Here is a 20,230-nt window from a genome sequence, read left to right as displayed (position 1 = left end):
GAAGGCTTGGCCGCGGCCCCTTCCGGGCTCGTGCTGGGGCATGATGGAGTCTCGTGGGCGGGATCGATTTCAGCTGCCGGCAGGCGGCAAACTTCCGAAGGCGGATCGCAGAAAAATGGACGTACGCCGGACCACTGTGCGCGACATGCGCCGGTCCAACCGCTCGGTGCTGCTGACCAGCATTTACCGGGACGGGCCGCTCAGCCGCTACGAGCTGGGTCACCAGACCTCGCTGAGTGCGGCGAGCGTGAGCAACCTGGTCGCTGAGCTGATCGAGGAGGGTCTGGTCGAGGAGGCCGGGTCGGTCGAGTCCGACGGTGGCCGGCCACGCGTACTGCTGCGCGTCGCCCCGACCTTCGGGTACGTCGTCGGCGCCGAGGTCGGCGAGACGCGGGTCCGGGTCGAGCTGTTCGACCTGGCGATGACCGTGCTCGCGACGATGGTCTACCCGATCGAGACGCCCAAGCCTGCGCCGGCTCTCGCCGTGAAGTATGTGCTGGCCGGCCTGGCGGAGGTGCTCGGGGAGGCAAGGATCTCGCCTGACCGGGTGCTCGGTCTCGGGGTGGCTGTAGCCGGCATCGTCGAAGGGCCGGCGGACGCCGTCGTACATGCTCAGACGTTGGGGTGGGACGCGGTTCCGTTCGGCGCGATGCTGGCCGCCAAGACGGATATCCCGATCCAGGTCGACAACGGCGCGAACACGCTCGGCCAGGCCGAGATGTGGTTCGGCGCCGGGCGGGGTGCGACGGATGCCGTTGTCGCGTTGGTCGGGTCCGGGGTCGGTGCCGCGCTCGTCACTGGTGGCTCGAGCTACCGGGGCATCCGCAGCAGCGCGGGGGAGTGGGGCCACACGACGATCATGTACGGCGGCCGCGGGTGTCGCTGTGGCGCCGAGGGATGCCTGGAGGCGTACGTCGGGGCCGAGGGTGTGCTCGAGCGCTACCGGCTGGCCGGCGGTGAGCTGACACCGGGTGGTGACGAGGAAGCCGCCTTCAACAGCCTGCTCGACGCCGTCGGTACTTCGGAGGTCGCGGCGAAGGTTGTCGAGGACACGATCGGCTATCTCGGTGCGGGGTTCGCGAACCTGGTCAACCTCTTCAACCCCGAGAAGATCGTGCTCGGCGGCTGGTCCGGTCTGTTGCTGGGTGAGCGCTACCTCCCGCAACTCCGCGAGGCAGTCGGCCGGCACGCACTCCGCCAGCCCTACGCCCAGGTCTCCATCGAACTCTGCGAACTAGGCCGCGACGCCGTAGCCATGGGCGCCGCCACCCTCCCAGTCCTACGCCTCCTCCGCGACGGCGGCACCCCCCACCGCGCTACCCAAAACCAAACCGCCCGCGCCCACTGAGTTCCCGGGCGCGCCCCGCCCTCATATCCACCCACGCGCCACCGCAGCACCCGAAGCACCTGCACGCGGGAGACGAGGGCCAGCTCGCCGCGCCTGCCGACACCGGACTGCTGCCGCCCGCCGCACCGGACTGCTGGTGCCCGCCGCACCGGGCTGCTGGCGCCTGCCGACACCGGGCTGCTCGGGCTCGCTGGCCGAGGAACGCCGCGCCGCAGTACCCGAAGAGCCGGTAGGCAGGAGGCGAGCGCTGGCATGCCGATCCTGCTGGCTTTGGGCTGTCCGAGGCCGCTGGCTAGTCGGCGTGGAGTTGCGGTTGGCGGAGAGGCTGGGCGCGGGAGGTGAGTGCTGGACTGCTGCGCCTGGGGCTTTGGTGGGGTTGGGGTGGTTCCGGAACCTGGGTTGCTAGGGCGGGTTCAGGGCTTCAACTATGCTTTGAAAAAACCCGCCAACTACCCCCTGGGGGTCACCGATGGTCGAGCTCTCTCCGCTGCGGCAGGACTTCGTCTGGGGTACTGCTACCTCGGCCTACCAGATTGAAGGTGCGGTTGATGCCGACGCCCGGTTGCCGTCGATTTGGGACAGTTTCTGCCGTGTTCCTGGTGCGATCGACAACGGCGACACCGGGGACGTCGCGTGCGACTCCTACCGTCGGTGGCCTGAGGATCTCGAGCTGTTGAAGCAGCTTGGTGTCGACGCGTATCGGTTCTCGATCGCCTGGCCACGGGTGATCCCGACCGGTTCTGGCGCGGTCAACGTGGCAGGCCTCGCGTACTACGAGCGGGTCGTCGACGATTTGCTTGCCAATGGCATCAAACCCTTTATCACCTTGTACCACTGGGATCTGCCGCAAGCGCTCCAGGATCTCGGTGGCTGGGAGAACCGCGATACGGCGTACCGGTTCGCGGAGTACGCGGCGGTTGTCGGGGCCAAGCTCGGTGATCGCGTCACCGACTGGGTCACCCTGAACGAGCCGCTGTGCTCGGCCTGGATCGGTCACTGGGAAGGGCGGATGGCGCCCGGCATCAAGGATCCGGCGGTCGCGGTGCGGGCGTCGTACAACCTGATGCTTGCGCACGGCCTCGGCGTTGCGGCGCTCAGAGAGACGGCGCCGGAGCCGCCGTCGGTCGGCCTGGTCGTCAACCTCAGCGGCTGTGAGCCGGCTAGTTCCGCGGCCGCCGACATCCGCGCCGCGCAGGTCGCCGATGGGCACATCAACCGCTGGTGGCTCGACCCGTTGTTCGGTCGCGGCTTCCCGGCGGACATGGTCGACGTGTACGGCGTCGAGTTGCCCGAGCAGCCCGGTGACGCCGAGATCATCGCGGCGCCGACCGATTTCGTGGGCCTGAACTACTACTTCCGCCAGCTCATCAAGGCCGACGATTCCGTTCCTGTGCTGGGATTCAGCCAGGTCCCGGGCTCGAACGCCACGCACACGATGCTCGACTGGGAGGTCCACCCGGCGGGCCTGGAGGAGTTGATCCTCCGGCTGGCCAAGGAGTACGGCGCCGAGAAGATCTACATCACTGAGAACGGCTCGGCCTGGGTCGACCAGCCCGACGCGTCCTTTGCCGTCGACGACACCGACCGAACTGCTTACCTGGAAGGCCATCTGGCCGCCTGCGTCCGCGCGGTCCAGCAGGGCGCTCCACTCGCGGGCTACTTCGCCTGGTCCCTGATGGACAACTTCGAGTGGGCTTACGGTTACGCCCCACGCTTCGGCCTCGCGTACGTCGACTACCCGACCGGCACGCGCGTCATGAAGACCAGCGGCAAGACCTACACCAAGTTCATCGAGAGCCATCGGCAGTTGTAGCAAGCAATAAAACAAGGGCCCCTACCTCAATCGAGATAGGGGCCCTTTGCTCGGTGCTGGTTACAAGGTCCACTTCTGTGCCGCGGATCCGTTGCAGGTCCAGATCTGCAGGCGGTTGCCGTTGGCGGCGCTGCCGGACGGGATGTCCAGGCACTTGTTCGACTGCGGGTTCACCAGATCTTTGGCGCCGGTATAGGTCCATTGCTGGGCCGCGTTGCCGCTACAGGTTGCTATCTGCAACTTGGTGCCGTCGGCAACTCCGCCTCCGGCGACGTCCAGGCACTTGCCGAGGGCGCGGATCGTGCCGTCACCCGGACGGCTCCACAGCTGGGCGCCGGAACCGTTGCAGTCGTACAGCTGGACCGGCGTACCGTCGGCTGAGTTCGCGCCGGCCACGTCCATGCACTTGCCGAGTGCTGTGACCTGACTGCCACCGCCCCCTCCGCTGGTCAGACTGTTCACGCGGACGTAGTCGACGGTCAGTGTCTGCGGCATGACGGTGCTGCCGTCGGGGTAGCCCGGCCAGTAGCCGCCGACGGCCACGTTCATGATCATGAAGAACGGGTGGTCGAACACCCACGGGTCGCCGCCGAGGTCGGCCGGGGTCTTGCGGGCGAACTGGATGCCGTCGACGTACCAGGTGACGACGTTCGGCTCCCAGTCGACGGTGAAGGTGTGGAAGCCGTCGGCGAACTGCTGCCCGTTCGGCAGCGTGTAGCGGGAACTGACCGCCTCGCCGGCGGAGTAGCCGGGGCCGTGCAGGGTGCCGTAGGAGTTGCTCGGCTCCTTGCCGATGTTCTCCATGATGTCGATCTCGCCGTTGCCCGGCCAGCCGTTGTTGCCGGTGCCGAGCATCCAGAACGCCGGCCACAGACCCTGCGTGCGCGGCAGCTTCATCCGCGCCTCGAACCGGCCGTATGTCCGGGTGAAGGTCGCCGCGGTGAGGAGACGGGCGGAGGTGTACTCGCACGGCCCGTAGTGGCAGTTGTAGCCACCTTCGCGCCGGGCAGTGATCACGAGGTTGCCATTGCCGTCGTGCGCCGAGTTGCGAGTGCTGTTGGTGTAGTACTGCCGTTCGTTGTTACCCCAACCTGAGCCGCCGATGTCGTAGCGCCACTTGCTGCTGTCAGGGACTGTACCGGCCCCGGCGTTGAACTCGTCGGACCAGATGACCGGGCCGACGGCGGCCGCCGCATAGGACGAAGTCGCCGCGGCGGGCCCCGTCGCGGCAGCCGACGCGGAGTTGGTGGTTGCGGGGGACTGTAGGAGGGCGGTACCGAGCACTGCGGCGCCTGCGGCGGCCAGGGCTGCGGACCGGATCCGGGTACGCGGGAATCTCATGCGTGCCTCATTTCTCGCGCGGCCGGAGGTGGTGCACGTCCGGCCGAGGGGGCGGGGGCGGACTGTCGCGAGACAGGGAATCGCTGGGACGCAGCCTGCTGTGAGAACGCTCTCAGGTCAAGGCCACGCATAAATATAAGTCGTGAAAAAAGTAGAGTCGCGACGTTGACACGGCTATGCACCGATGGTTACCTCTTGCTGACCACCAGTTGCGGCGCGGGCAGACGCCGGAATCCCGGGGCTCCATCCACCTGTGGCTCCATCCACCCGTGAAGGCCTTGAGCAAAAAGGGAGATTCCGCCATGCCCTCGAACGGGACCCAACGCCGCGGTCACCGCCGCGGCCGCCTCCTTCCGGCCCTGGCCGGACTCGCGGCCCTGTCCGTGATCGCGACCGGATTCGGCATCAGCAACCCCCAGCAGGCGCACGCGGCCGGCGAGCAGGTCAACGTCTGGCTGACCAGCACCAACGACTCCGGCGGCCGGAACGTGACCCGCGGTCTGCAGCGGCAGACGCCGGTGAACTTCGGCCCGGCCGGCGGTACGGCGAACCAGACGGTCAACGTCAACGAGAACACGACGTACCAGACCTTCGAGGGCGGTGGCGCCTCCTTCACCGACAGCGCCGCCTGGCTGCTGAACAGCAGCAACACGATCACCGCGACGACCCGCAACCAGGTGATGAAGGACCTGTTCGACCCGGTCAACGGCATCGGGCTGGCCTTCACCCGCAACCCGATGGGCGCCTCCGACCTGGCCCGGTTCAACTACTCCTACGACGACTCCTGCTGCGACCTGAACGACTTCAGCATCAATCACGACCTGGCGGACGTGGTCCCGCTGACCAAGCAGGCCAAGCAGTTGAACCCGGCGCTGAAGGTCAAGGGCGCGCCGTGGAGTGCGCCGGCCTGGATGAAGGACAACAACAAGTTCACCAACCGTGGCTGGCTCAAGGCGGAGTACTACCCGATGTACGCGCAGTACTTCGTGAAGTACGTGCAGCAGAACGCGGCGCAGGGGCTGAAGATCGACTACGTGTCGGTGCAGAACGAGCCGACCTGCTGCGGTACCGACGACACCGGCTACGCGTCGATGAACTGGAACGGCGCCGGCCTGCTGAACTTCACCAAGAACCACCTGCTGCCGGCCTTCCGGGCCGCCGGGATCACCACCAAGGTGATGATCCTGGACTACAACTGGGGCAACTACAACGACCTCGGTTCGGTCCCGCTGAACGATGCCGGGCTGCGCGCCGACCCGCTGTTCGGCGGCATCGCCTGGCACGGGTACGGCGGTGACGTGGGCCTGCAGAGCACCATCCACAACCAGTTCCCGGCCGTGAACCAGTACATGACCGAGCACTCGGGCGGTACCTGGATCCCGAACCAGCAGGTCGAGGACATGAACAACCTGATCGACTACACCCGGAACTGGAGCAAGTCCTGGGTCAAGTGGAGCCTCGGCCAGGACCAGAACATGCTTCCGTACGTCGGTGCCGGCTGCAACGTGTGCACCGGGCTGGTCACCATCCAGCGCGGCGGCTCGCGAGCCGGTCAGGTCGACAAGACGATCGAGTACTACACGATGGGCCACCTGACCAAGTTCGTGAAGCCGGGCGCGGTCCGGATCCAGTCGGACGCGAACAGTTCGGTGAAGAACGTCGCCTGGAAGAACCCCGACGGCTCGAAGGCGCTGATCGCCTACAACACCACCGGTGGCAACCAGTCGGTGCGGGTGAACTGGGGCAACCAGTCCTTCGTCTACACGCTGCCCACCAAGACCTCGGCGACCTTCACCTGGTCCGGCACCCAGGGTGGCGGCGGTGGCGGCGGTCAGATCACCGGCTTGGCCGGCAAGTGCATCGATGTGGCCGGGGCGAGCAGTACCGACGGCACCGCGGTCAACCTGTACGACTGCAACGGTACGGCCGCCCAGCAGTGGACCCGGCCTGGCGATGGCACCCTTCGTGCGCTTGGCAAGTGCCTCGATGTAGCCGCCGGCTCTACCGCCGACGGGGCGCAGACCCAGCTCTACACCTGCAACGGCAGTGCCGCCCAGCAATGGACGTACACGGCCGGTCAAGACCTGGTGAATCCACAGGCGAACAAGTGTCTCGATGTCAGCGGCAACAACTCCGCCAACGGCACCCGCCTGCAGATCTGGACTTGCACCGGCGCCGCAAACCAGAAATGGGTGATCTGACCCGCAGCGCCCGCAGTACCTGCAGCACCCTCACCACCTGACCAGGTGTCCGCACGGGGACACCAGCAGCTCGACCGCCACCGCGCCCCCGGTGGCGGTCGACTGCGTTCGACGCCTCGCGACCCTCAACTCCGAGTGCAGCTCGGTGGTGCGGCCTGCCGATCTGGAGTGCCTGTTGACTCTCCGGTAGGCGGAGGGTGGAGGGTAGGGCCATGACGGCGTCGGTGACCATCGGGGAGTTCTCCAGGCTTACGCATCTCAGCGTGAAGACCTTGCATCACTATCACGAGATCGGGCTGCTGGCGCCCGCGCGGATCGATGCGTCGTCGGGGTACCGGCGGTACGAGACGGCGCAGGTGCCGATCGCGCAGTTGATCCGGCGGCTCCGGGATCTGCAGATGCCGCTCGCCCAGGTGCGGGCGGTGGTCGAGGCACCCGATGTCCAGACTCGCGACCAGACGCTGCGGTTGCATCTGGACCAGATGGAGCGCGAACTCGCCCAGACCCGGGATGTGGTCGCCTCACTCCGCTCGATGCTGACACTGCCGATGGCCGAGCTCGCGGTCGAATACCGGTTCATGCCCGCGTTCCGGGCGTACTCCGTCACCGACCGGGTCGAGCGCGACACGATCAGCGAGTGGTGCGAGTCGACCTTCGGCCTGCTCGGCGAGATCGCCGGCATGCACGGCATCACTGCCACCGCCGGCGCGACGTACAGCGACGAGTTCTTCACCGAAGAGGTCGGCGAAGTGGTCGGGTTCCTGCCGGTCGCGCCGGACCAGCCCGCGATCGATCGCGTCGGGCTGGTGGATCTGCCGGCCGGCTTCTTCGCGATCACGATGTACGAAGGGCCGTTCACGGACTTCGACCGCGTCTACGGCGCGCTCGGCAGCCACGTCGCGGAGTACTGCGAGGTCGCACCCGGGCCGATCCGCGAGCTGTACGTCGTCGGCCCGGGCGACGTCGTCGACGAATCCCAGTTCCGTACCGAGATCTGCTGGCCGATCCAGCGGATCCCCACTCTGAAAGGCTGAACCACCATGACCATCACCCTCGAACACGTCGTCTTCGACTGCGCCAACGCCGGCGAGCTGGCGGGCTTCTGGGCCGGTGTCCTGCAGTCCAAGGTCGATGCTGAAGGCAACGAGTTCTTCGCGACCGTGAACAAGGGCGGCGAGGGCGTCGCGCTGATGTTCATCCAGGTACCCGAGGCGCGGGCCGGCAAGAACCGCCTGCACATCGATCTCGCCACCGCCGACTGGGCCGCCGAAGTCGACCGGATCGTCGGTCTGGGCGCCAAGCGGGTCGGCGAGTTCGACGAGTACGGCGCCCACTGGGTCACCCTGGCCGACCCCGAAGGCAATGTCTTCGACCTGGCCGAAGAGCACTGACCAACTCAGCTCATCGACGGGCCTAGCTCGTTCAGAAGGTCACGAGCCTTGGCGGTAGGCCAACGGAAGGCACGCGCCAGCTCTGCTGGGGTGGCGTCCAGCATGGTGTCGAGGTACTGCTCGGCCGCCTCGCGGTGATCGGCGCGGCCGCCGACGTCGAACTGCTCGCAGGTGAGGGTGAGCAGGGTGGCGGGCCAGCCGTTGCCCTGCTCCTCGACGCCGGCGGTGGTCACGAGCAGGTTCTTCTGGAGCTCACCGATCGCCCGCTGGTACTTGTTCTTGTCGCCGAGCAGGACCCGGAGCGAGGCGCTGGACATCGGCTCCAGGGCCAGGGCGGCGGCGAGCTCGTGGGCCGCGGGTGAGAGCTCCAGTCGCTCGTGGTCGTCCAGTTCGCCGTCGCCTGGATAGAGAGCGGCGAGGAGCGTGGGGGACAGCAAGGTGCCACGCCCGCCGATGAAGGCGCCGTACCAGGCGAGGCCGCGGCGGGGGAGCTCGTCCTTCCAACCCCAGACCTTCTGCTCGTTCTCGCCCATGCCGTCGGCGAACGGCTCGGCGTCCTCACCGGCGACGGCCTCCCACAGCGACGGCCCGAGCGGTCGGGGCGCCGGAAACAGCAGCGCGAAGCCGACGTCGTCGATGAACTTCCCGGCTCGCTCCACCGACCCGACCCGGCGGCCGCGCACCCACCATCGAGTGGCTCTGGCCTGTGCGAGTTCGTCGTCCGGAGTACTTGTACGTGCCATCCGGACAGTCAATCACCGGGCGCCGACAGTTAGGCAGCGAGAGGCCGGTGAGAGGCATTGCCAGCCGACGGCGACCGGAGGAATGTGGAGGACGACCGGTGGCGCCAGCGGGGTGCTACCCAGATCCGAAGGGGGTGGACCGTGTACGCGCGTTCCACCACGATCATGGCTATGCCGGAGTCCATCGACGCGGGCATGGCTGAAGTGCGCGACAGCGTGATGCCCATGATCACGCAGATGGAGGGCTGTATCGGTCTGTCCATGCTGGTCGACCGGTCGTCCGGGCGGTGCATCGTCACCAGCGCGTGGCGGTCCGAGGAGGCGATGCGGGCCACCGACGAAGAACTCCAGCCGATCCGGGAACGCATCGGTGAGATGCTCGGTGGCAGCCCCCAGATCGACGAGTGGGAGATCGCCGTCCTGCACCGCGACCACCAGTCCACGCAGGGTGCCTGCGTCCGCGTCACTTGGATGCAGGTCGATTCCGCGGACCTGGACCGGGCGATCGATGTCTACCGGCTGGCATCCCTGCCGAAGGCCGAGGAACTGGCCGGCTTCTGCAGCGCCAGTCTGCTGGTCGACCGCAGCTCCGGTCGTGCCGTCTCCTCGGTGACGTACGACAGCGTGCAGGCGATGGAGAGCAACCGGGAGGCGGCCGCAGCGCTGCGATCGGCGGGTTCGAAGGACGCCGGGGCAGAGTTGCTCGATGTGGGCGAGTTCGAACTCGCGCTGGCCCACTTGCGCGTACCCGAGCTGACCTGATCTCGGGCAATCACTGGGGACCTCGGACAAGGCAGGACGTGTCCGAGGTCCCCCGCTTCTTGTCCGAGGTAGCAACTGCTGTTCCCGATTCTCGCCCAGTATCGATTTGGGAACGCTCCCACTGAGCTCTTGACAGTCACTACAGGCCCCTCGATGCTCTTGGGAGCGCTCCCAGATGGAGTGCTCAGAATATCGAGGAGGGTCAGGCGATGAGCCAGACGAAGCGGTTCCTGGCGGTCACGGTGGCTGCCGTGACAGCCCTGGGCATGGTCGGGGCATGCAGCAAGGAAACGGCCGGCACCAAGCCCGCCGCGGACGGCCAGATCAACCTGGTGGTCGACACGTTCGGCGACTTCGGCTACAAGGCGCTGGTCGCGCAGTACCAGAAGGACCATCCGAACGTGAAGGTCGAGCTGCGCAGTGTGCAGAAGCTCGACGACTACAAGCCCAAGCTGACCCAGTACCTGGCGGCCGGCACCGGCGCCGGGGACGTGGTGGCGCTCGAGGAGGGCATCCTCAACGAGTTCAAGACCCAGCCGCAGAACTTCGTCAACCTGCTCGACCACGGCGCGGCCGACCAGCAGGCCAACTTCCTGCCGTGGAAGTGGGAGCTCGGCAAGGCCGGCGCCGACGGGCCGCTGATCGGGCTCGGTACCGACGTGGGCGGCCTGGCCGTCTGCTATCGCAAGGACCTGTTCGCCAAGGCCGGCCTGCCGACCGACCGCGACGCCGTCTCGAAGTTGTGGCCGGGCTGGGACGAGTTCATCAGCACCGGCAAGAAGTTCACCGCGGCCAGCACCGGCGCCAAGGGCTTCGTCGACTCGGTCACCACCAGCTTCAGCGCGATGCTGTCGCAGGCCGGCGAGACCAACTTCTACGACCGGGACAACAAGCTGATCGCGGACTCGAACCCGGTCGTCAAGCAGGCCTGGGACACCTCGATGAAGATGGTCTCGGAGGGTATCAGCGCCAAGGTTCCCACCTGGTCGAAGGACTGGGAGGCGGGCTTCAAGAACGGCAGCTTCGCGGTCACCATGTGCCCGTCGTGGATGCTCGGCATCATCAAGACCAACTCCGGCGCCGCGAACACCGGCAAGTGGGACGTTGCCGCGGTGCCTGGTGGCGGTGGCAACTGGGGTGGCTCGTGGCTCGCAGTACCGGCTCAGAGCAAGCACCCGAAGGAGGCCTACGAGCTGGCCAAGTTCCTGACCACTCCTGAAAGTCATGTTGGCGCCTTCAAGGAGGCCGGACCGCTGCCGTCGTCGCCGAAGGCGCTCGACGACCCGGCGTTCCTGGCGCTGACCAACGACTACTTCTCCAACGCTCCGGTCGGCAAGATCTTCGGTGAAGGCGCGAAGTCGCTGAAGCCGGTCGTCCTCGGCCCGAAGCACCAGGCGGTCAAGGAGCGGGCCTTCGAGCCGGCCATGCAGGCCGTCGAACAGGGCAAGCTCACCTCCGACAAGGCTTGGCAGCAGGCACTGAAGACCGCTGTCAAAGAGGCGAAGTGACCTCTTCCAGCGTCGTCCGGTCGTCGGCGGCAGCACGTGCCGCCGGCGACCGGGTTCCCTGGCGCTCCCGGCTGACGCGCGCGGATGTGAAGTTCGCGCCGTACTTCTTCATCGCGCCGTTCTTCGTCCTGTTCGCGATCTTCGGGGCGTTCCCGCTGGTCTACACCGGCTGGGTGTCGTTGCACGACTGGCACCTGATCGGTGAGCACACCTTCGTCGGACTCGGCAACTACACCGCGCTCTTCGCGGACCCGGACTTCTGGAACGCGCTGAAGAACACCGTCGGCATCTTCGTGATCGCGACCGTGCCGCAACTGCTGCTGGCGCTGATGATGGCGAACCTGCTGAACCGCAAGATCCGCGGGCGGACGTTCTTCCGGATGGGCGTGCTCATCCCCAACGTCACCTCGGTTGCGGCCGTCGGCATCGTCTTCGGGCAGCTGTTCGCCCGCGACGTCGGCCTGGTCAACTACCTGGTCACTGCCCTCGGCCTGGACGCGGTGGACTGGCAGGCCAACACCTGGTCCAGCTGGATCGCGATCGCCGTGATGGTCGACTGGCGCTGGACCGGCTACAACACACTGATCCTGCTCGGCGCGATGCAGGCGATCTCCAAGGACCTGTTCGAGGCCGCTGAGCTGGACGGCGCGGCGCCCCGGCAGCAGTTCTGGCGGATCACCGTGCCGCTGCTGCGCCCGACCCTGGTCTTCACCGTGATCATCTCCACGATCGGCGGCCTGCAGTTGTTCACCGAGCCGGTCATCTTCGGCAACGGCCGGATGCTCGGCGGCACGCTCGGTCAGTTCCAGACGGTCACCATGTACATGTACGAGACGGCGTTCCAGCGCTTCCAGTACGGCTACGGTGCCGCGATCGCCTGGTCGCTGTTCGGCCTGATCGTGGTGTTCTCGCTGGTCAACCTGCTGATCGTCCGGAGGGCAGCGCGATGAGAGCTGCCTCGATCCGGTTGTGGCGCACCAGCCCGGCGACGTACCTGGCCCTGGTCGTGGGCTGTGTGATCTCGATCTTCCCGATCTACTGGATGGTCGTCGTGGCCACCCGGTCCAACGACGTGATCAACGACGTACCGCCGCCGCTGCTGCCTGGTGGTGAGCTCGGCGCGAACGTCGGCCGGGTCTTCGCCAACGAGCACGCCGCCTTCGCCTACGGGCTGGTGAACTCGCTGGTGGTCTCCAGCGTGGTGACCCTGTCGGTGGTGTTCTTCTCCACCCTGGCCGGGTTCGCGTTCGCCAAGCTGCGCTTCCGCGGCCGCAACGCCATGCTGCTGATCATCGTCGCGACCATGATGGTGCCGGTCCAGCTCGGCCTGATCCCGCTGTACATGCTGATGGTGAAGATCGGCTGGAACGGCAGTCTGCAAGCGGTGATCGTGCCGTTCCTGGTCAGCGGCTTCGGCGTCTTCATGATGCGTCAGTACGCCGCCGAGGCGATCTCGGACGAGCTCGTCGAGGCCGCCCGCGTGGACGGCTGCTCGACCTTCCGGATCTACTGGAACGTCGTCCTGCCCGTACTGCGCCCCGCCGCGGCCGTCCTCGGTCTGCTGACGTTCATGCAGACCTGGAACGAGTTCATCTGGCCGTACGCCGTACTCGACGCCAACACCCCCACTGTCCAGCTGTCGCTCAGCCTGCTGGCGACGGCGTACTACACCGACTACGCGCAGGTCTTCGCAGCGACGGCTCTGGCCACGCTGCCCCTGTTCGCGGTGTTCATCCTGTTCGGCCGCCAGATCATCGGCGGCATCATGGAAGGTTCGATCAAGTCGTGACAACCGAGAGCCAGACCGCGCCCGGCACCGGACTGGAGTTCCCCACCGGGTTCCTGTTCGGCGCGGCCACTGCCGCCTACCAGGTAGAAGGCGCGGCGGCCACCGATGGGCGCGGGCCCTCGATCTGGGACACCTTCTCGCACACGCCGGGCCGGGTGCTCGGCGGCGAGACCGGCGATGTCGCGATCGAGCACTACCAGCGGTACCGCGATGACGTCGCGTTGATGGCCGACCTCGGCCTCCAGGCCTATCGCTTCTCGATCTCCTGGTCGCGAGTCCAGCCGAACGGTCGCGGCGCGCTCAACCAGGCAGGCGTCGACTTCTACTCGAAGCTGATCGACGAACTGCTTGCCGCCGGCATCGAGCCGTGGCCGACGCTGTACCACTGGGATCTCCCGCAGCCGCTGGAAGACGCCGGCGGCTGGCCCGAGCGCGACACGGCGGAGCGGTTCGCGGACTACGCGGGCGCGATCAGCGCCGTACTGGGTGACCGGGTCCGGCAGTGGACGACGCTGAACGAGCCCTGGTGCTCGGCCTTCCTGGGCTACGGCTCGGGTGTGCACGCGCCAGGTCGCCAGGATCCGGCCGCGGCGGTCCGCGCTGGTCACCACCTGATGCTCGGCCACGGTCTCGCCGCCGGTTTGCTCAGATCCGGCGGACACCAGATCGGCGTCACCATCAACCTGTACGACGTGATGCCGGCGAGCGAGCGGGAGATCGACCTCGAGGCGGCGAGGCGGATCGACGGACTGCAGAACCGCTTCTTCCTCGACCCCGTTCTGCTGGGGTCCTACCCGGCCGACCTGGTGGCGGATCTCGCGTCGGTGACCGACTTCTCGCATGTCCGGGATGGCGACTTGGCTGTCATCTCGACTCCGCTCGACATCCTGGGCGTGAACTACTACAGCCGGCACGTCGTGACGGGCGAGGTGACCGACGGTGACGACGGGCATGGGGGAGGGGTCGGCAGCGGAGCGTCGCCCTGGCCCGGGAGCGAGCAGGTGGGCTTCCTGAAGGGCGACTTGCCGGTCACCGCGATGGGCTGGGAGATCCATGCCGACGGGCTCACCAGCGTCCTCGAGCGGATCGCCCGGGAGTATCCGTCGGTGCCGTTGTACGTCACCGAGAACGGCGCGGCCTTCCCCGACGCTCCGGATGCTGACGGTCTGGTCCGGGATCCGGACCGGATCAGCTACCTGGACGGCCATCTGCGGGCCTGCCAGGCGGCGATCGATCTGGGAGTGCCGTTGCGCGGGTACTTCTGCTGGTCGCTGTTCGACAACTTCGAGTGGTCCTGGGGGTACTCGCGGCGCTTCGGCCTGGTTTACGTCGACTACGAGACGCAGACACGAACGCCGAAAAGCAGCGCGTATTGGTACGGGGATCTGATCCGGGGCAGGCTAGCGACATGACCGAATCCCGCCCCACCATCGAAACCGTCGCGGCCAGGGCGGGGGTGGGGCGGGGCACCGCTTCGCGAGTGGTGAACGGATCGTCCCAAGTCAGCCCCGCCGCCCGGGCCGCCGTACTGAAGGCCATCGACGAGTTGGGCTACGTACCGAACCGGGCCGCTCGCAATCTGGTGACCAGGCGTACCGACTGTGTGGCGCTGGTGATCTCGGAGCCGGGGGACCGGCTTTTCAGTGAGCCGTACTTCGCCGGGATCGTGCGCGGCATCAGCTCGGCCATGGCCCAGACCCAGTTGCAGTTGTGGTTGTCGATGGTCTCCAGTTCGGCCGAGCGCGAGCGGACTGGTCGCTTCCTGACTCGCGAGCATGTCGACGGGGTGTTGATGCTTTCTCAGCACGCCGACGACCCCTTGCCGGCCCAGGTCCGGGCCAGGGGACTGCCGCTGGTCCTGTGTGGACAGCCGCTGGCGTCGGACCCGGACGCTGGGGAGATGCCTTTCGTCGACGCCGACAACGCGACGGGCGGGCGGCAGGCGGCGCAGTACCTGCGGGATCTGGGACGCCGCCGGATCGCGTGTGTTGCCGGTCCGCAGGACATGGCTGCCGGGGTGGCGCGGTTGGAGGGGTTCCGCGAGGTGGTCGGTGACGAGTTGGTCGAGTACGGCGACTTCAGCGAGGAGAGTGGAGCGAAGGCGATGGTGGCTCTGCTGGATCGGGAGCCTGGGCTGGATGCTGTCTTCGCTGCTTCCGACCCGATGGCCTTCGGGGCGATGCGGGTACTGAAGGCGGCCGGTCGGCGGATTCCTGAGGATGTTGCCGTTGTTGGCTTCGATGGGTCGCCGGGTGGACGGCACTCGGATCCGCCGCTGACGTCGGTCTTTCAGCCGACCGAGGAGATGGGGCGGGAGATGACTCGGCTGCTGCTCGCCCAGCTGGCTGGCGATCAGCCGGTGGAGGCTCAGGTCATTGTTGAGACCAGGCTGGAGATTCGCGGCAGCGCCTGATCTTTTGGTCAGCTGTCCATTCGGTCGAGGTGGGCCTCGAGGGCGTCCAGGCGGTTGCGCCACAGGTCGCGATAAGGCTCGAGCCAGGCGTCGATCTCGAGGAGCGGGGCCGGGCGGAGGCGGTACCAGCGGCGCTGGGCGTCCTGGCGGACTTCGACCAGCCCCGCGTCCCGCAGTACCTTCAGGTGTTTGGAGACGGCCGGCTGGCTCAGCGCGAGTGCGTCGACGAGGTCACCCACCGGCCGCTCGCCGTCGCGGAGCAGATCGAGGATCTGCCGTCGCCGCGGCTCGGCCAGCACCTCGAACGTAGTTGCCATACCAGGAATATACGCGGCCTTGATGTCTGACAGATCAGGCGTAGGGGTCGGTGATCTCCCGCAGTGACAGGAGTGCGCGCCGGAGCTGGGCGGCCTGGGTGTCGCCGAGGTGTGCGGTCCATTCGGCTTCGATCTCGGCGACGACCGCCGCGGCCAGCGGGATGGTGCGGGCGCCGCGCTCGGCGATCTGGACCAGCCGCGCGCGGGCGTCGGTCGGGTCCGGCACGCGGCGGACGTAGCCGGCTCGCTCCAGTTGGTCGACCAGGAAGCCGGCGGTCTGCTTGGTCACCTGGGCCTGCTCGGCCAGTTCGGTGAGCCGGGTGCCGGTCGCGCTGATCCGCTGGAACACCCGCGACTGCGCCGGGGTGATGTCGTCGAAACCGGCCTCGGCGAGCCGCTCGAAGACCCGGGTCTCCAGGGCGCGGTACGGGATGAACAGCAGCAGTCCGAGGTTCAGGTCGTCGTCCGGCACTCTGCCATCTTGACGGTAGTCAGAGAGGCTGTCTAATCTGGTCAGAGAGCCTTACTAGTTCCGGGGTGGGGTAATGGAGACCGAACAGATCTGGCGGTACGTCGATGCCGAGCGCGCCGCGCTGGCCGACCTGCTGTCCGGGCTGACCGAGGCCGAGTGGTCGACGCCTTCGGTCTGCCCGGGGTGGACGGTGCGTGACGTCGCCGCGCACGTGATCTCGTCGCCGCAGGCTCGCATGCTGCCGGTGCTGACCGGGATGATCCGGGCGCGCGGAGACTTCAACCGGTTCGTGCTCGAGGAGGGCCAGCGGGCTGGTGCGCAGTACTCGGGGGAGGAGATCGTCGCGCAGTACCGGCGATTCGCCGGCTCGCGACGACACCCCATCGGTACTACGCCCGCCGACCCGCTGCTCGACGTGCTCGTCCACACCCAGGACATCGTCGTACCGCTCGGCCTGTCCCACGAGATGCCACCCGAGGCGGCCGCAGCCGCGGCTGACCGGATCTGGTCGAAGTCGTTCCCGTTCAAGGCTCAGAAACGCCTGGCAGGGTTGCGATTGGTTGCCTCCGACATCGACTGGTCCGCCGGGCAGGGCGAGGAGATCCGCGGTCCGGTCGCCGAACTGCTGCTCTTACTCAGTGGGCGAAAGGCGTCGCGGTTGTCCGGGCCCGTGCCGCACTAGTGCGCCGTGTGGGTTGTCGCGCTGTGCTACTGGCGTACTAGGTGCCGAGGTAGTGAAGGATGGCGAGGACTCGGCGGCTGTAGCCGGCGACGTGGTTCAGTTCGAACTTGTCGAAGATCAAGTTGATGTGCTTCTCGACGGCGCTCTGGGAGATGTACAGCTGGTCCGCGATGGCTGAGTTGATGTGGCCTTCCGCCATCTTTGCCAGGACGTCGCGCTCGCGGGGGGTCAGCCGGCTGAGTGGATCGGTGTGGGTGGTGCGCGCGAGTAGCTGGCGAACCATGCTGGGGTCGAAGGCGACTCCGCCGGTGCCGACGCGTTCGAGGGCGTGCAGGAACTCTTCGACGCGCATCACCCGGTCCTTCAATAGGTAGCCGACGCCGTCCTGCTCGGAGACGATCAGCTCGGTCGCATAGGCCTTCTCCACGTACTGCGACAGCACGAGGACGCCGATCGACGACCACTGCTCCCGGATCGCGAGTGCCGCCCGGATGCCTTCGTCGGTGTGCGTCGGCGGCATCCGGACGTCCACGACGACGACGTCCGGCAGCTTGTCGTCGTCGTCGTCGTCGTCGTCGCCGTCGCCGTCGGCGGCTGCGGCTGCGGCTGCGGTGCCTGTGCCTGTGCCTGTGTCGGTGGCTGTGGCGGCGGTTTTGATCGCGGTCAGGAGGGAGTCGGCGTCGCCGACCGAGGCGACGACCTCGTGGCCTTCCTCCAGCAGGAGGCGGGCCATCCCTTCCCGGAGCAGGACGTTGTCTTCGGCGAGCATCACCCGCATGGCAGTTCTGCTTTCACGATCGTCGGGCCGCCGACAGGGCTGTCCACGGTGAATTGTCCGTCGCCGGCGGCGACTCGTCCGGCCAGGCCGCTGAGGCCACGGCCCGCCGGGTCGGCTCCGCCACGGCCGTCGTCGGTGACCAGGACCGTCACCCGGCCGGCGGTTTGGGTCATGCTGATCGCGATCTTGTCGGCGCCGGAGTGCTTGGCTGCGTTCGTGACCGCTTCGGAGATGACGAAGTAGGCGACGGTCTCGACCGTGACGGGCGGCCGGTCCGGCAGGTCGTAGTACAGGCTGACGGGGATGCTGGATCGCTCGGCCAGTACGGCGATGACGTCACGCAGGCCGAGCTGGTCGAGCACGGTCGGGTAGACCCGCCAGGCGACCTCGCGCAGATCGTCGAGCGCCTGCTCGGAGGCCTCGTGCGCCTGCCGAACCAACTCGGCCGCCCGGGCCGGATCCTCGGTCCGCCGGGCGCGGCTGAGCAGCAACCCGAGCGCGACCAGCCGTTGCTGTACGCCGTCATGCAGGTCTCGCTCGATTCGGCGGCGTTCGTCGTTGACCACCTCGACCACCTCGGCCCGGCTCAGTGTCAGCTCGGACACCCGCCGGGCGAGCAGCTCCTCGGTCGAGGGCGCCAGGTATCGCTGGGCGAGACGGGCGTCCAGAACCGGTACGCCGATGATGCCCATCACGTTCAGGTAGAGCAGCAGCAGGCCGGGCAGGGCGACGGCCATCAGCGACGCGATACTGACTTCGCCTTGCTCCTCGATGAAGGACCAGTGCCCGCCGAAGAGCCAAGCCGTGATCATGGAGATGGCCACCACCACGCCGAGCAGCAGGAGCAGCAGCACGAATCCGCCGAGCAGGCCGATCGGCCAGCGCCTGGCGACGTACTGGAACGCTGCGCGGTCGGAGTACGGGCCGAGGTCGCGGATCTGGTGGAAGCGGCTCAGTCGCCGCTGCTCCAGAACTGCCAGTTGCCGTGCGCAACGATGGACGAACCCGACGACGTGCGGTCGCGAGCGGGGCACCGCGACGACGGGGATGAGGCCGAGGCCGGAGACCAGCAGGAAGCCGAGCTCGACCCCGGCCAGCAGTGCGCCGAGCACGACCCCGGTGAGGGCCGTCCCCGTTCGCACTACGACGCGATTCCGCATGTGGGCAAGGCTAATGGGCACAGGACCGAAGCGGACTGTGGTTTTCCACATGTCTGTACTGTGGAAAAGCCGAGGAAACACGACGGTCGACCGCAGGGTGCGCGAGGTGTGCGCAGACCTAGCGTCGACGCCATGACCCCGACCAACCAGGTGATGATGAGCGCACTGGCGCAGACGACGCAACAACCGACCACGGGGGTGGCCGGATGGGCCATCGAAATGATGGAGAAGCTGGGCGCTCCAGGTGCCGGCCTCGCCGTGGCACTGGAGAATCTCTTTCCGCCACTGCCGAGCGAGGTCATCCTGCCACTGGCGGGTTTCGCGGCCAACCGCGGTGATCTCGGCCTGCTCAGCGCGATCATCTTCACGACGCTCGGTTCCGTGGTCGGCGCCCTCGCCCTGTACGGCGTCGGCGCCGCGCTCGGCCGCGAGCGGACGCGAGCGCTGGCCGCACGCCTCCCACTGATCAAGGTGGAGGACATCGACAAGGCGGAGGAGTGGTTCACCAAGCACGGCGCGAAGGCGGTGCTGATCGGCCGGCTCGTGCCCGTGGTGCGCAGCCTGATCTCCGTCCCGGCCGGCGTGGAGCGGATGGCGGTGCCGATGTTCCTCGCGCTGACGGCGTTCGGCAGCCTGATCTGGAACTCGGCACTGATCATCGCGGGCTACGCGCTGGGTGAGAAATGGCACGTCGTCGAGTCGTCGGTCGGGGTGCTGCAGTGGGTGGTGCTGGCCGGTGCGGTGGCCGCGGTGACCTGGTTCGTGGTTGTCAAGGTCAGGGCCAAGAGTTCACCAGCTGAGAAAGTCAAGTAGCCCGCTCGACTTTGGTTAGGCTCGAGACCTCACTGCCGAACCCTTGGGAGCTGTGTCCCGATGCCCATAGTCGCCTTCGAGCCCCGGATCGTGCCCGACCCGCCGGTCTGGCCGCAATCCGTCGTCACCGTGGTGGGGAACCCGAAACCGGGCTCCCGTACGGCGGCGGCTGCCGCGTCCGTCGCGGAGCTGCTCGCCTCCGAGCTCGGTACGCCGTACCGGATCGACGAGCTGGTGGATCTGGTCACGTTCGCGCCGGCCATCTTCCAGGGGGAGAACGCGGCCGAGGAGGATCGGGAGGCGTTGGAGAGTGCGGTCGAGCTGGTCTCGTCGGCCTCGGTGCTGGTGCTGGCCACGCCGGTTTACAAGGGCAGCTATACGGGGTTGCTGAAGAGCTTCCTCGATGTGCTGCCGCATCAGGCGCTGGCCGGGTCGGTGGTGGTGCCGGTGACGGTGTCGGCCGCGCCGAGCCATCGGCTGCTGGCGGATCTGCACCTTCGGCCGGTACTTGCCGAACTTGGTGCGAGCGTTCCGACGCCACCGGTCGCGCTGGAGGAGAAGGACTTCGAAGATCTCCAGTTGCCCGTCTCAGCTTGGCTTCGTCATAACGCCGGCTTGGTGCAAGCAACCACCATCGCCCTCCAGCCGGTCGCCGAACCGACACCCGCCAAGTAAGAACCAGCCGGATCACGCTGTGCG

The 20,230-nt window shown here is 67.4% G+C and carries 20 protein-coding genes; 14 read left to right on the top strand and 6 right to left on the bottom strand.

The genetic code is table 11. The features are described 5' to 3' along the window. The first annotated feature begins 115 nt into the window (after nt 1–115). Nucleotides 116–1,348, top strand: a complete 1,233-nt coding sequence (locus A3ES_RS0124825) for an ROK family transcriptional regulator (RefSeq protein WP_020389549.1) — start codon at nt 116–118, stop codon at nt 1,346–1,348. A 469-nt stretch (nt 1,349–1,817) separates the two neighbouring features. Beyond that, on the top strand, nt 1,818–3,161 hold the full coding sequence (locus tag A3ES_RS0124820) for a GH1 family beta-glucosidase (protein ID WP_020389548.1): 1,344 nt from the start codon (nt 1,818–1,820) through the stop codon (nt 3,159–3,161). A gap of 60 nt (nt 3,162–3,221) precedes the next feature. Here the strand turns inward: A3ES_RS0124820 and A3ES_RS0124815 are convergent, their stop codons facing one another. After that, on the bottom strand, nt 3,222–4,502 hold the full coding sequence (locus A3ES_RS0124815) for a glycoside hydrolase family 16 protein (protein ID WP_020389547.1): 1,281 nt from the start codon (nt 4,500–4,502) through the stop codon (nt 3,222–3,224). 302 nt (nt 4,503–4,804) lie between these two features. Here A3ES_RS0124815 and A3ES_RS0124810 point away from each other — a divergent pair, with 302 nt between their 5' ends. The 3 genes from A3ES_RS0124810 to A3ES_RS0124800 all read left to right on the top strand — a co-directional run bounded on the left by A3ES_RS0124810 (nt 4,805) and on the right by A3ES_RS0124800 (nt 8,094). Continuing rightward, nucleotides 4,805–6,703, top strand: coding sequence for a ricin-type beta-trefoil lectin domain protein (locus A3ES_RS0124810; protein WP_020389546.1), 1,899 nt, complete (start codon nt 4,805–4,807; stop codon nt 6,701–6,703). Between the two features lie 212 nt (nt 6,704–6,915). Continuing rightward, nucleotides 6,916–7,737 carry a MerR family transcriptional regulator gene (locus tag A3ES_RS0124805; RefSeq protein WP_020389545.1) on the top strand — a complete coding sequence of 274 codons (822 nt, stop codon included), beginning with the start codon at nt 6,916–6,918 and terminating at the stop codon, nt 7,735–7,737. Nucleotides 7,738–7,743: 6 nt separating this feature from the next. After that, a complete protein-coding gene (locus A3ES_RS0124800; protein ID WP_020389544.1) occupies nt 7,744–8,094 on the top strand; it encodes a VOC family protein in 351 nt (116 codons plus the stop codon). A 5-nt stretch (nt 8,095–8,099) separates the two neighbouring features. On the opposite strand, the gene A3ES_RS48275 is transcribed toward A3ES_RS0124800, so the two are convergent. Continuing rightward, nucleotides 8,100–8,837 (bottom strand): AlkZ-related protein, encoded by a 738-nt coding sequence (locus tag A3ES_RS48275; RefSeq protein ID WP_063745996.1) that lies wholly within the window; start codon nt 8,835–8,837, stop codon nt 8,100–8,102. 171 nt (nt 8,838–9,008) lie between these two features. Between A3ES_RS48275 and A3ES_RS0124790 the strand changes: the two genes are divergently transcribed. The 6 genes from A3ES_RS0124790 to A3ES_RS0124765 all read left to right on the top strand — a co-directional run bounded on the left by A3ES_RS0124790 (nt 9,009) and on the right by A3ES_RS0124765 (nt 15,309). Then, nucleotides 9,009–9,599 (top strand): putative quinol monooxygenase, encoded by a 591-nt coding sequence (locus tag A3ES_RS0124790; protein ID WP_020389542.1) that lies wholly within the window; start codon nt 9,009–9,011, stop codon nt 9,597–9,599. A 209-nt stretch (nt 9,600–9,808) separates the two neighbouring features. Beyond that, the gene (locus A3ES_RS0124785) at nt 9,809–11,107 is read left to right on the top strand and encodes an ABC transporter substrate-binding protein (protein WP_020389541.1); all 1,299 of its coding nucleotides are present in this window, start codon (nt 9,809–9,811) and stop codon (nt 11,105–11,107) included. Continuing rightward, nucleotides 11,104–12,057 carry a carbohydrate ABC transporter permease gene (locus A3ES_RS0124780; protein WP_020389540.1) on the top strand — a complete coding sequence of 318 codons (954 nt, stop codon included), beginning with the start codon at nt 11,104–11,106 and terminating at the stop codon, nt 12,055–12,057. Before A3ES_RS0124785 ends, A3ES_RS0124780 begins: the two co-directional genes overlap by 4 nt. Next, on the top strand, nt 12,054–12,896 hold the full coding sequence (locus tag A3ES_RS0124775) for a carbohydrate ABC transporter permease (RefSeq protein ID WP_020389539.1): 843 nt from the start codon (nt 12,054–12,056) through the stop codon (nt 12,894–12,896). Before A3ES_RS0124780 ends, A3ES_RS0124775 begins: the two co-directional genes overlap by 4 nt. Beyond that, the gene (locus tag A3ES_RS0124770; RefSeq protein ID WP_020389538.1) at nt 12,893–14,308 is read left to right on the top strand and encodes a GH1 family beta-glucosidase; all 1,416 of its coding nucleotides are present in this window, start codon (nt 12,893–12,895) and stop codon (nt 14,306–14,308) included. The genes A3ES_RS0124775 and A3ES_RS0124770 overlap by 4 nt, the downstream gene beginning before the upstream one ends. Beyond that, a complete protein-coding gene (locus tag A3ES_RS0124765; RefSeq protein ID WP_020389537.1) occupies nt 14,305–15,309 on the top strand; it encodes a LacI family DNA-binding transcriptional regulator in 1,005 nt (334 codons plus the stop codon). Before A3ES_RS0124770 ends, A3ES_RS0124765 begins: the two co-directional genes overlap by 4 nt. A gap of 8 nt (nt 15,310–15,317) precedes the next feature. Here A3ES_RS0124765 and A3ES_RS0124760 read toward each other — a convergent pair whose 3' ends face one another. Beyond that, nucleotides 15,318–15,626: an ArsR/SmtB family transcription factor gene (locus A3ES_RS0124760; RefSeq protein WP_020389536.1), complete on the bottom strand. Its 309-nt coding sequence runs from the start codon at nt 15,624–15,626 to the stop codon at nt 15,318–15,320. 34 nt (nt 15,627–15,660) lie between these two features. Beyond that, a complete protein-coding gene (locus A3ES_RS0124755) occupies nt 15,661–16,098 on the bottom strand; it encodes a MarR family winged helix-turn-helix transcriptional regulator (protein ID WP_020389535.1) in 438 nt (145 codons plus the stop codon). 73 nt (nt 16,099–16,171) lie between these two features. Here A3ES_RS0124755 and A3ES_RS0124750 point away from each other — a divergent pair, with 73 nt between their 5' ends. Beyond that, entirely contained in the window at nt 16,172–16,780 is a 609-nt protein-coding gene (locus A3ES_RS0124750) for a maleylpyruvate isomerase family mycothiol-dependent enzyme (RefSeq protein ID WP_020389534.1), read from the top strand. Between the two features lie 37 nt (nt 16,781–16,817). On the opposite strand, the gene A3ES_RS0124745 is transcribed toward A3ES_RS0124750, so the two are convergent. Then, complete coding sequence (locus A3ES_RS0124745) at nt 16,818–17,558, bottom strand: response regulator transcription factor (protein WP_020389533.1); 741 nt, start codon at nt 17,556–17,558, stop codon at nt 16,818–16,820. Next, nucleotides 17,549–18,718: a sensor histidine kinase gene (locus A3ES_RS0124740; protein ID WP_051084795.1), complete on the bottom strand. Its 1,170-nt coding sequence runs from the start codon at nt 18,716–18,718 to the stop codon at nt 17,549–17,551. The genes A3ES_RS0124745 and A3ES_RS0124740 overlap by 10 nt, the downstream gene beginning before the upstream one ends. Before the next feature lie 132 nt (nt 18,719–18,850). On the opposite strand from A3ES_RS0124740, the gene A3ES_RS0124735 reads away from it, so the two are divergent. Then, entirely contained in the window at nt 18,851–19,531 is a 681-nt protein-coding gene (locus A3ES_RS0124735) for a DedA family protein (protein WP_020389531.1), read from the top strand. A 60-nt stretch (nt 19,532–19,591) separates the two neighbouring features. Beyond that, complete coding sequence (locus A3ES_RS0124730) at nt 19,592–20,206, top strand: NADPH-dependent FMN reductase (protein WP_020389530.1); 615 nt, start codon at nt 19,592–19,594, stop codon at nt 20,204–20,206. Nucleotides 20,207–20,230 lie beyond the last annotated feature (24 nt).

Origin of the sequence: Kribbella catacumbae DSM 19601 (genome assembly GCF_000372465.1) — a bacterium.
In the GTDB taxonomy this organism is placed as follows: domain Bacteria; phylum Actinomycetota; class Actinomycetes; order Propionibacteriales; family Kribbellaceae; genus Kribbella; species Kribbella catacumbae.
This window is presented reverse-complemented; position numbering and strand designations above follow the sequence as displayed.

What these genes read in the sequence shown, in the direction of transcription:
- A3ES_RS0124750 (WP_020389534.1), top strand. Translation starts at nt 16,172, where the DNA reads ATGGAGACCGAACAGATCTGGCGGTACGTCGATGCCGAGCGCGCCGCG.
- A3ES_RS0124775 (WP_020389539.1), top strand. Translation starts at nt 12,054, where the DNA reads ATGAGAGCTGCCTCGATCCGGTTGTGGCGCACCAGCCCGGCGACGTAC.
- A3ES_RS0124730 (WP_020389530.1), top strand. Translation starts at nt 19,592, where the DNA reads ATGCCCATAGTCGCCTTCGAGCCCCGGATCGTGCCCGACCCGCCGGTC.
- A3ES_RS0124790 (WP_020389542.1), top strand. Translation starts at nt 9,009, where the DNA reads ATGCCGGAGTCCATCGACGCGGGCATGGCTGAAGTGCGCGACAGCGTG.
- A3ES_RS0124825 (WP_020389549.1), top strand. Translation starts at nt 116, where the DNA reads ATGGACGTACGCCGGACCACTGTGCGCGACATGCGCCGGTCCAACCGC.
- A3ES_RS0124760 (WP_020389536.1), bottom strand. Translation starts at nt 15,626, where the DNA reads ATGGCAACTACGTTCGAGGTGCTGGCCGAGCCGCGGCGACGGCAGATC.
- A3ES_RS0124820 (WP_020389548.1), top strand. Translation starts at nt 1,818, where the DNA reads ATGGTCGAGCTCTCTCCGCTGCGGCAGGACTTCGTCTGGGGTACTGCT.
- A3ES_RS0124740 (WP_051084795.1), bottom strand. Translation starts at nt 18,718, where the DNA reads ATGCGGAATCGCGTCGTAGTGCGAACGGGGACGGCCCTCACCGGGGTC.
- A3ES_RS0124805 (WP_020389545.1), top strand. Translation starts at nt 6,916, where the DNA reads ATGACGGCGTCGGTGACCATCGGGGAGTTCTCCAGGCTTACGCATCTC.
- A3ES_RS0124785 (WP_020389541.1), top strand. Translation starts at nt 9,809, where the DNA reads ATGAGCCAGACGAAGCGGTTCCTGGCGGTCACGGTGGCTGCCGTGACA.
- A3ES_RS0124810 (WP_020389546.1), top strand. Translation starts at nt 4,805, where the DNA reads ATGCCCTCGAACGGGACCCAACGCCGCGGTCACCGCCGCGGCCGCCTC.
- A3ES_RS0124735 (WP_020389531.1), top strand. Translation starts at nt 18,851, where the DNA reads ATGACCCCGACCAACCAGGTGATGATGAGCGCACTGGCGCAGACGACG.
- A3ES_RS0124815 (WP_020389547.1), bottom strand. Translation starts at nt 4,502, where the DNA reads ATGAGATTCCCGCGTACCCGGATCCGGTCCGCAGCCCTGGCCGCCGCA.
- A3ES_RS0124800 (WP_020389544.1), top strand. Translation starts at nt 7,744, where the DNA reads ATGACCATCACCCTCGAACACGTCGTCTTCGACTGCGCCAACGCCGGC.
- A3ES_RS48275 (WP_063745996.1), bottom strand. Translation starts at nt 8,837, where the DNA reads ATGGCACGTACAAGTACTCCGGACGACGAACTCGCACAGGCCAGAGCC.
- A3ES_RS0124745 (WP_020389533.1), bottom strand. Translation starts at nt 17,558, where the DNA reads ATGCGGGTGATGCTCGCCGAAGACAACGTCCTGCTCCGGGAAGGGATG.
- A3ES_RS0124765 (WP_020389537.1), top strand. Translation starts at nt 14,305, where the DNA reads ATGACCGAATCCCGCCCCACCATCGAAACCGTCGCGGCCAGGGCGGGG.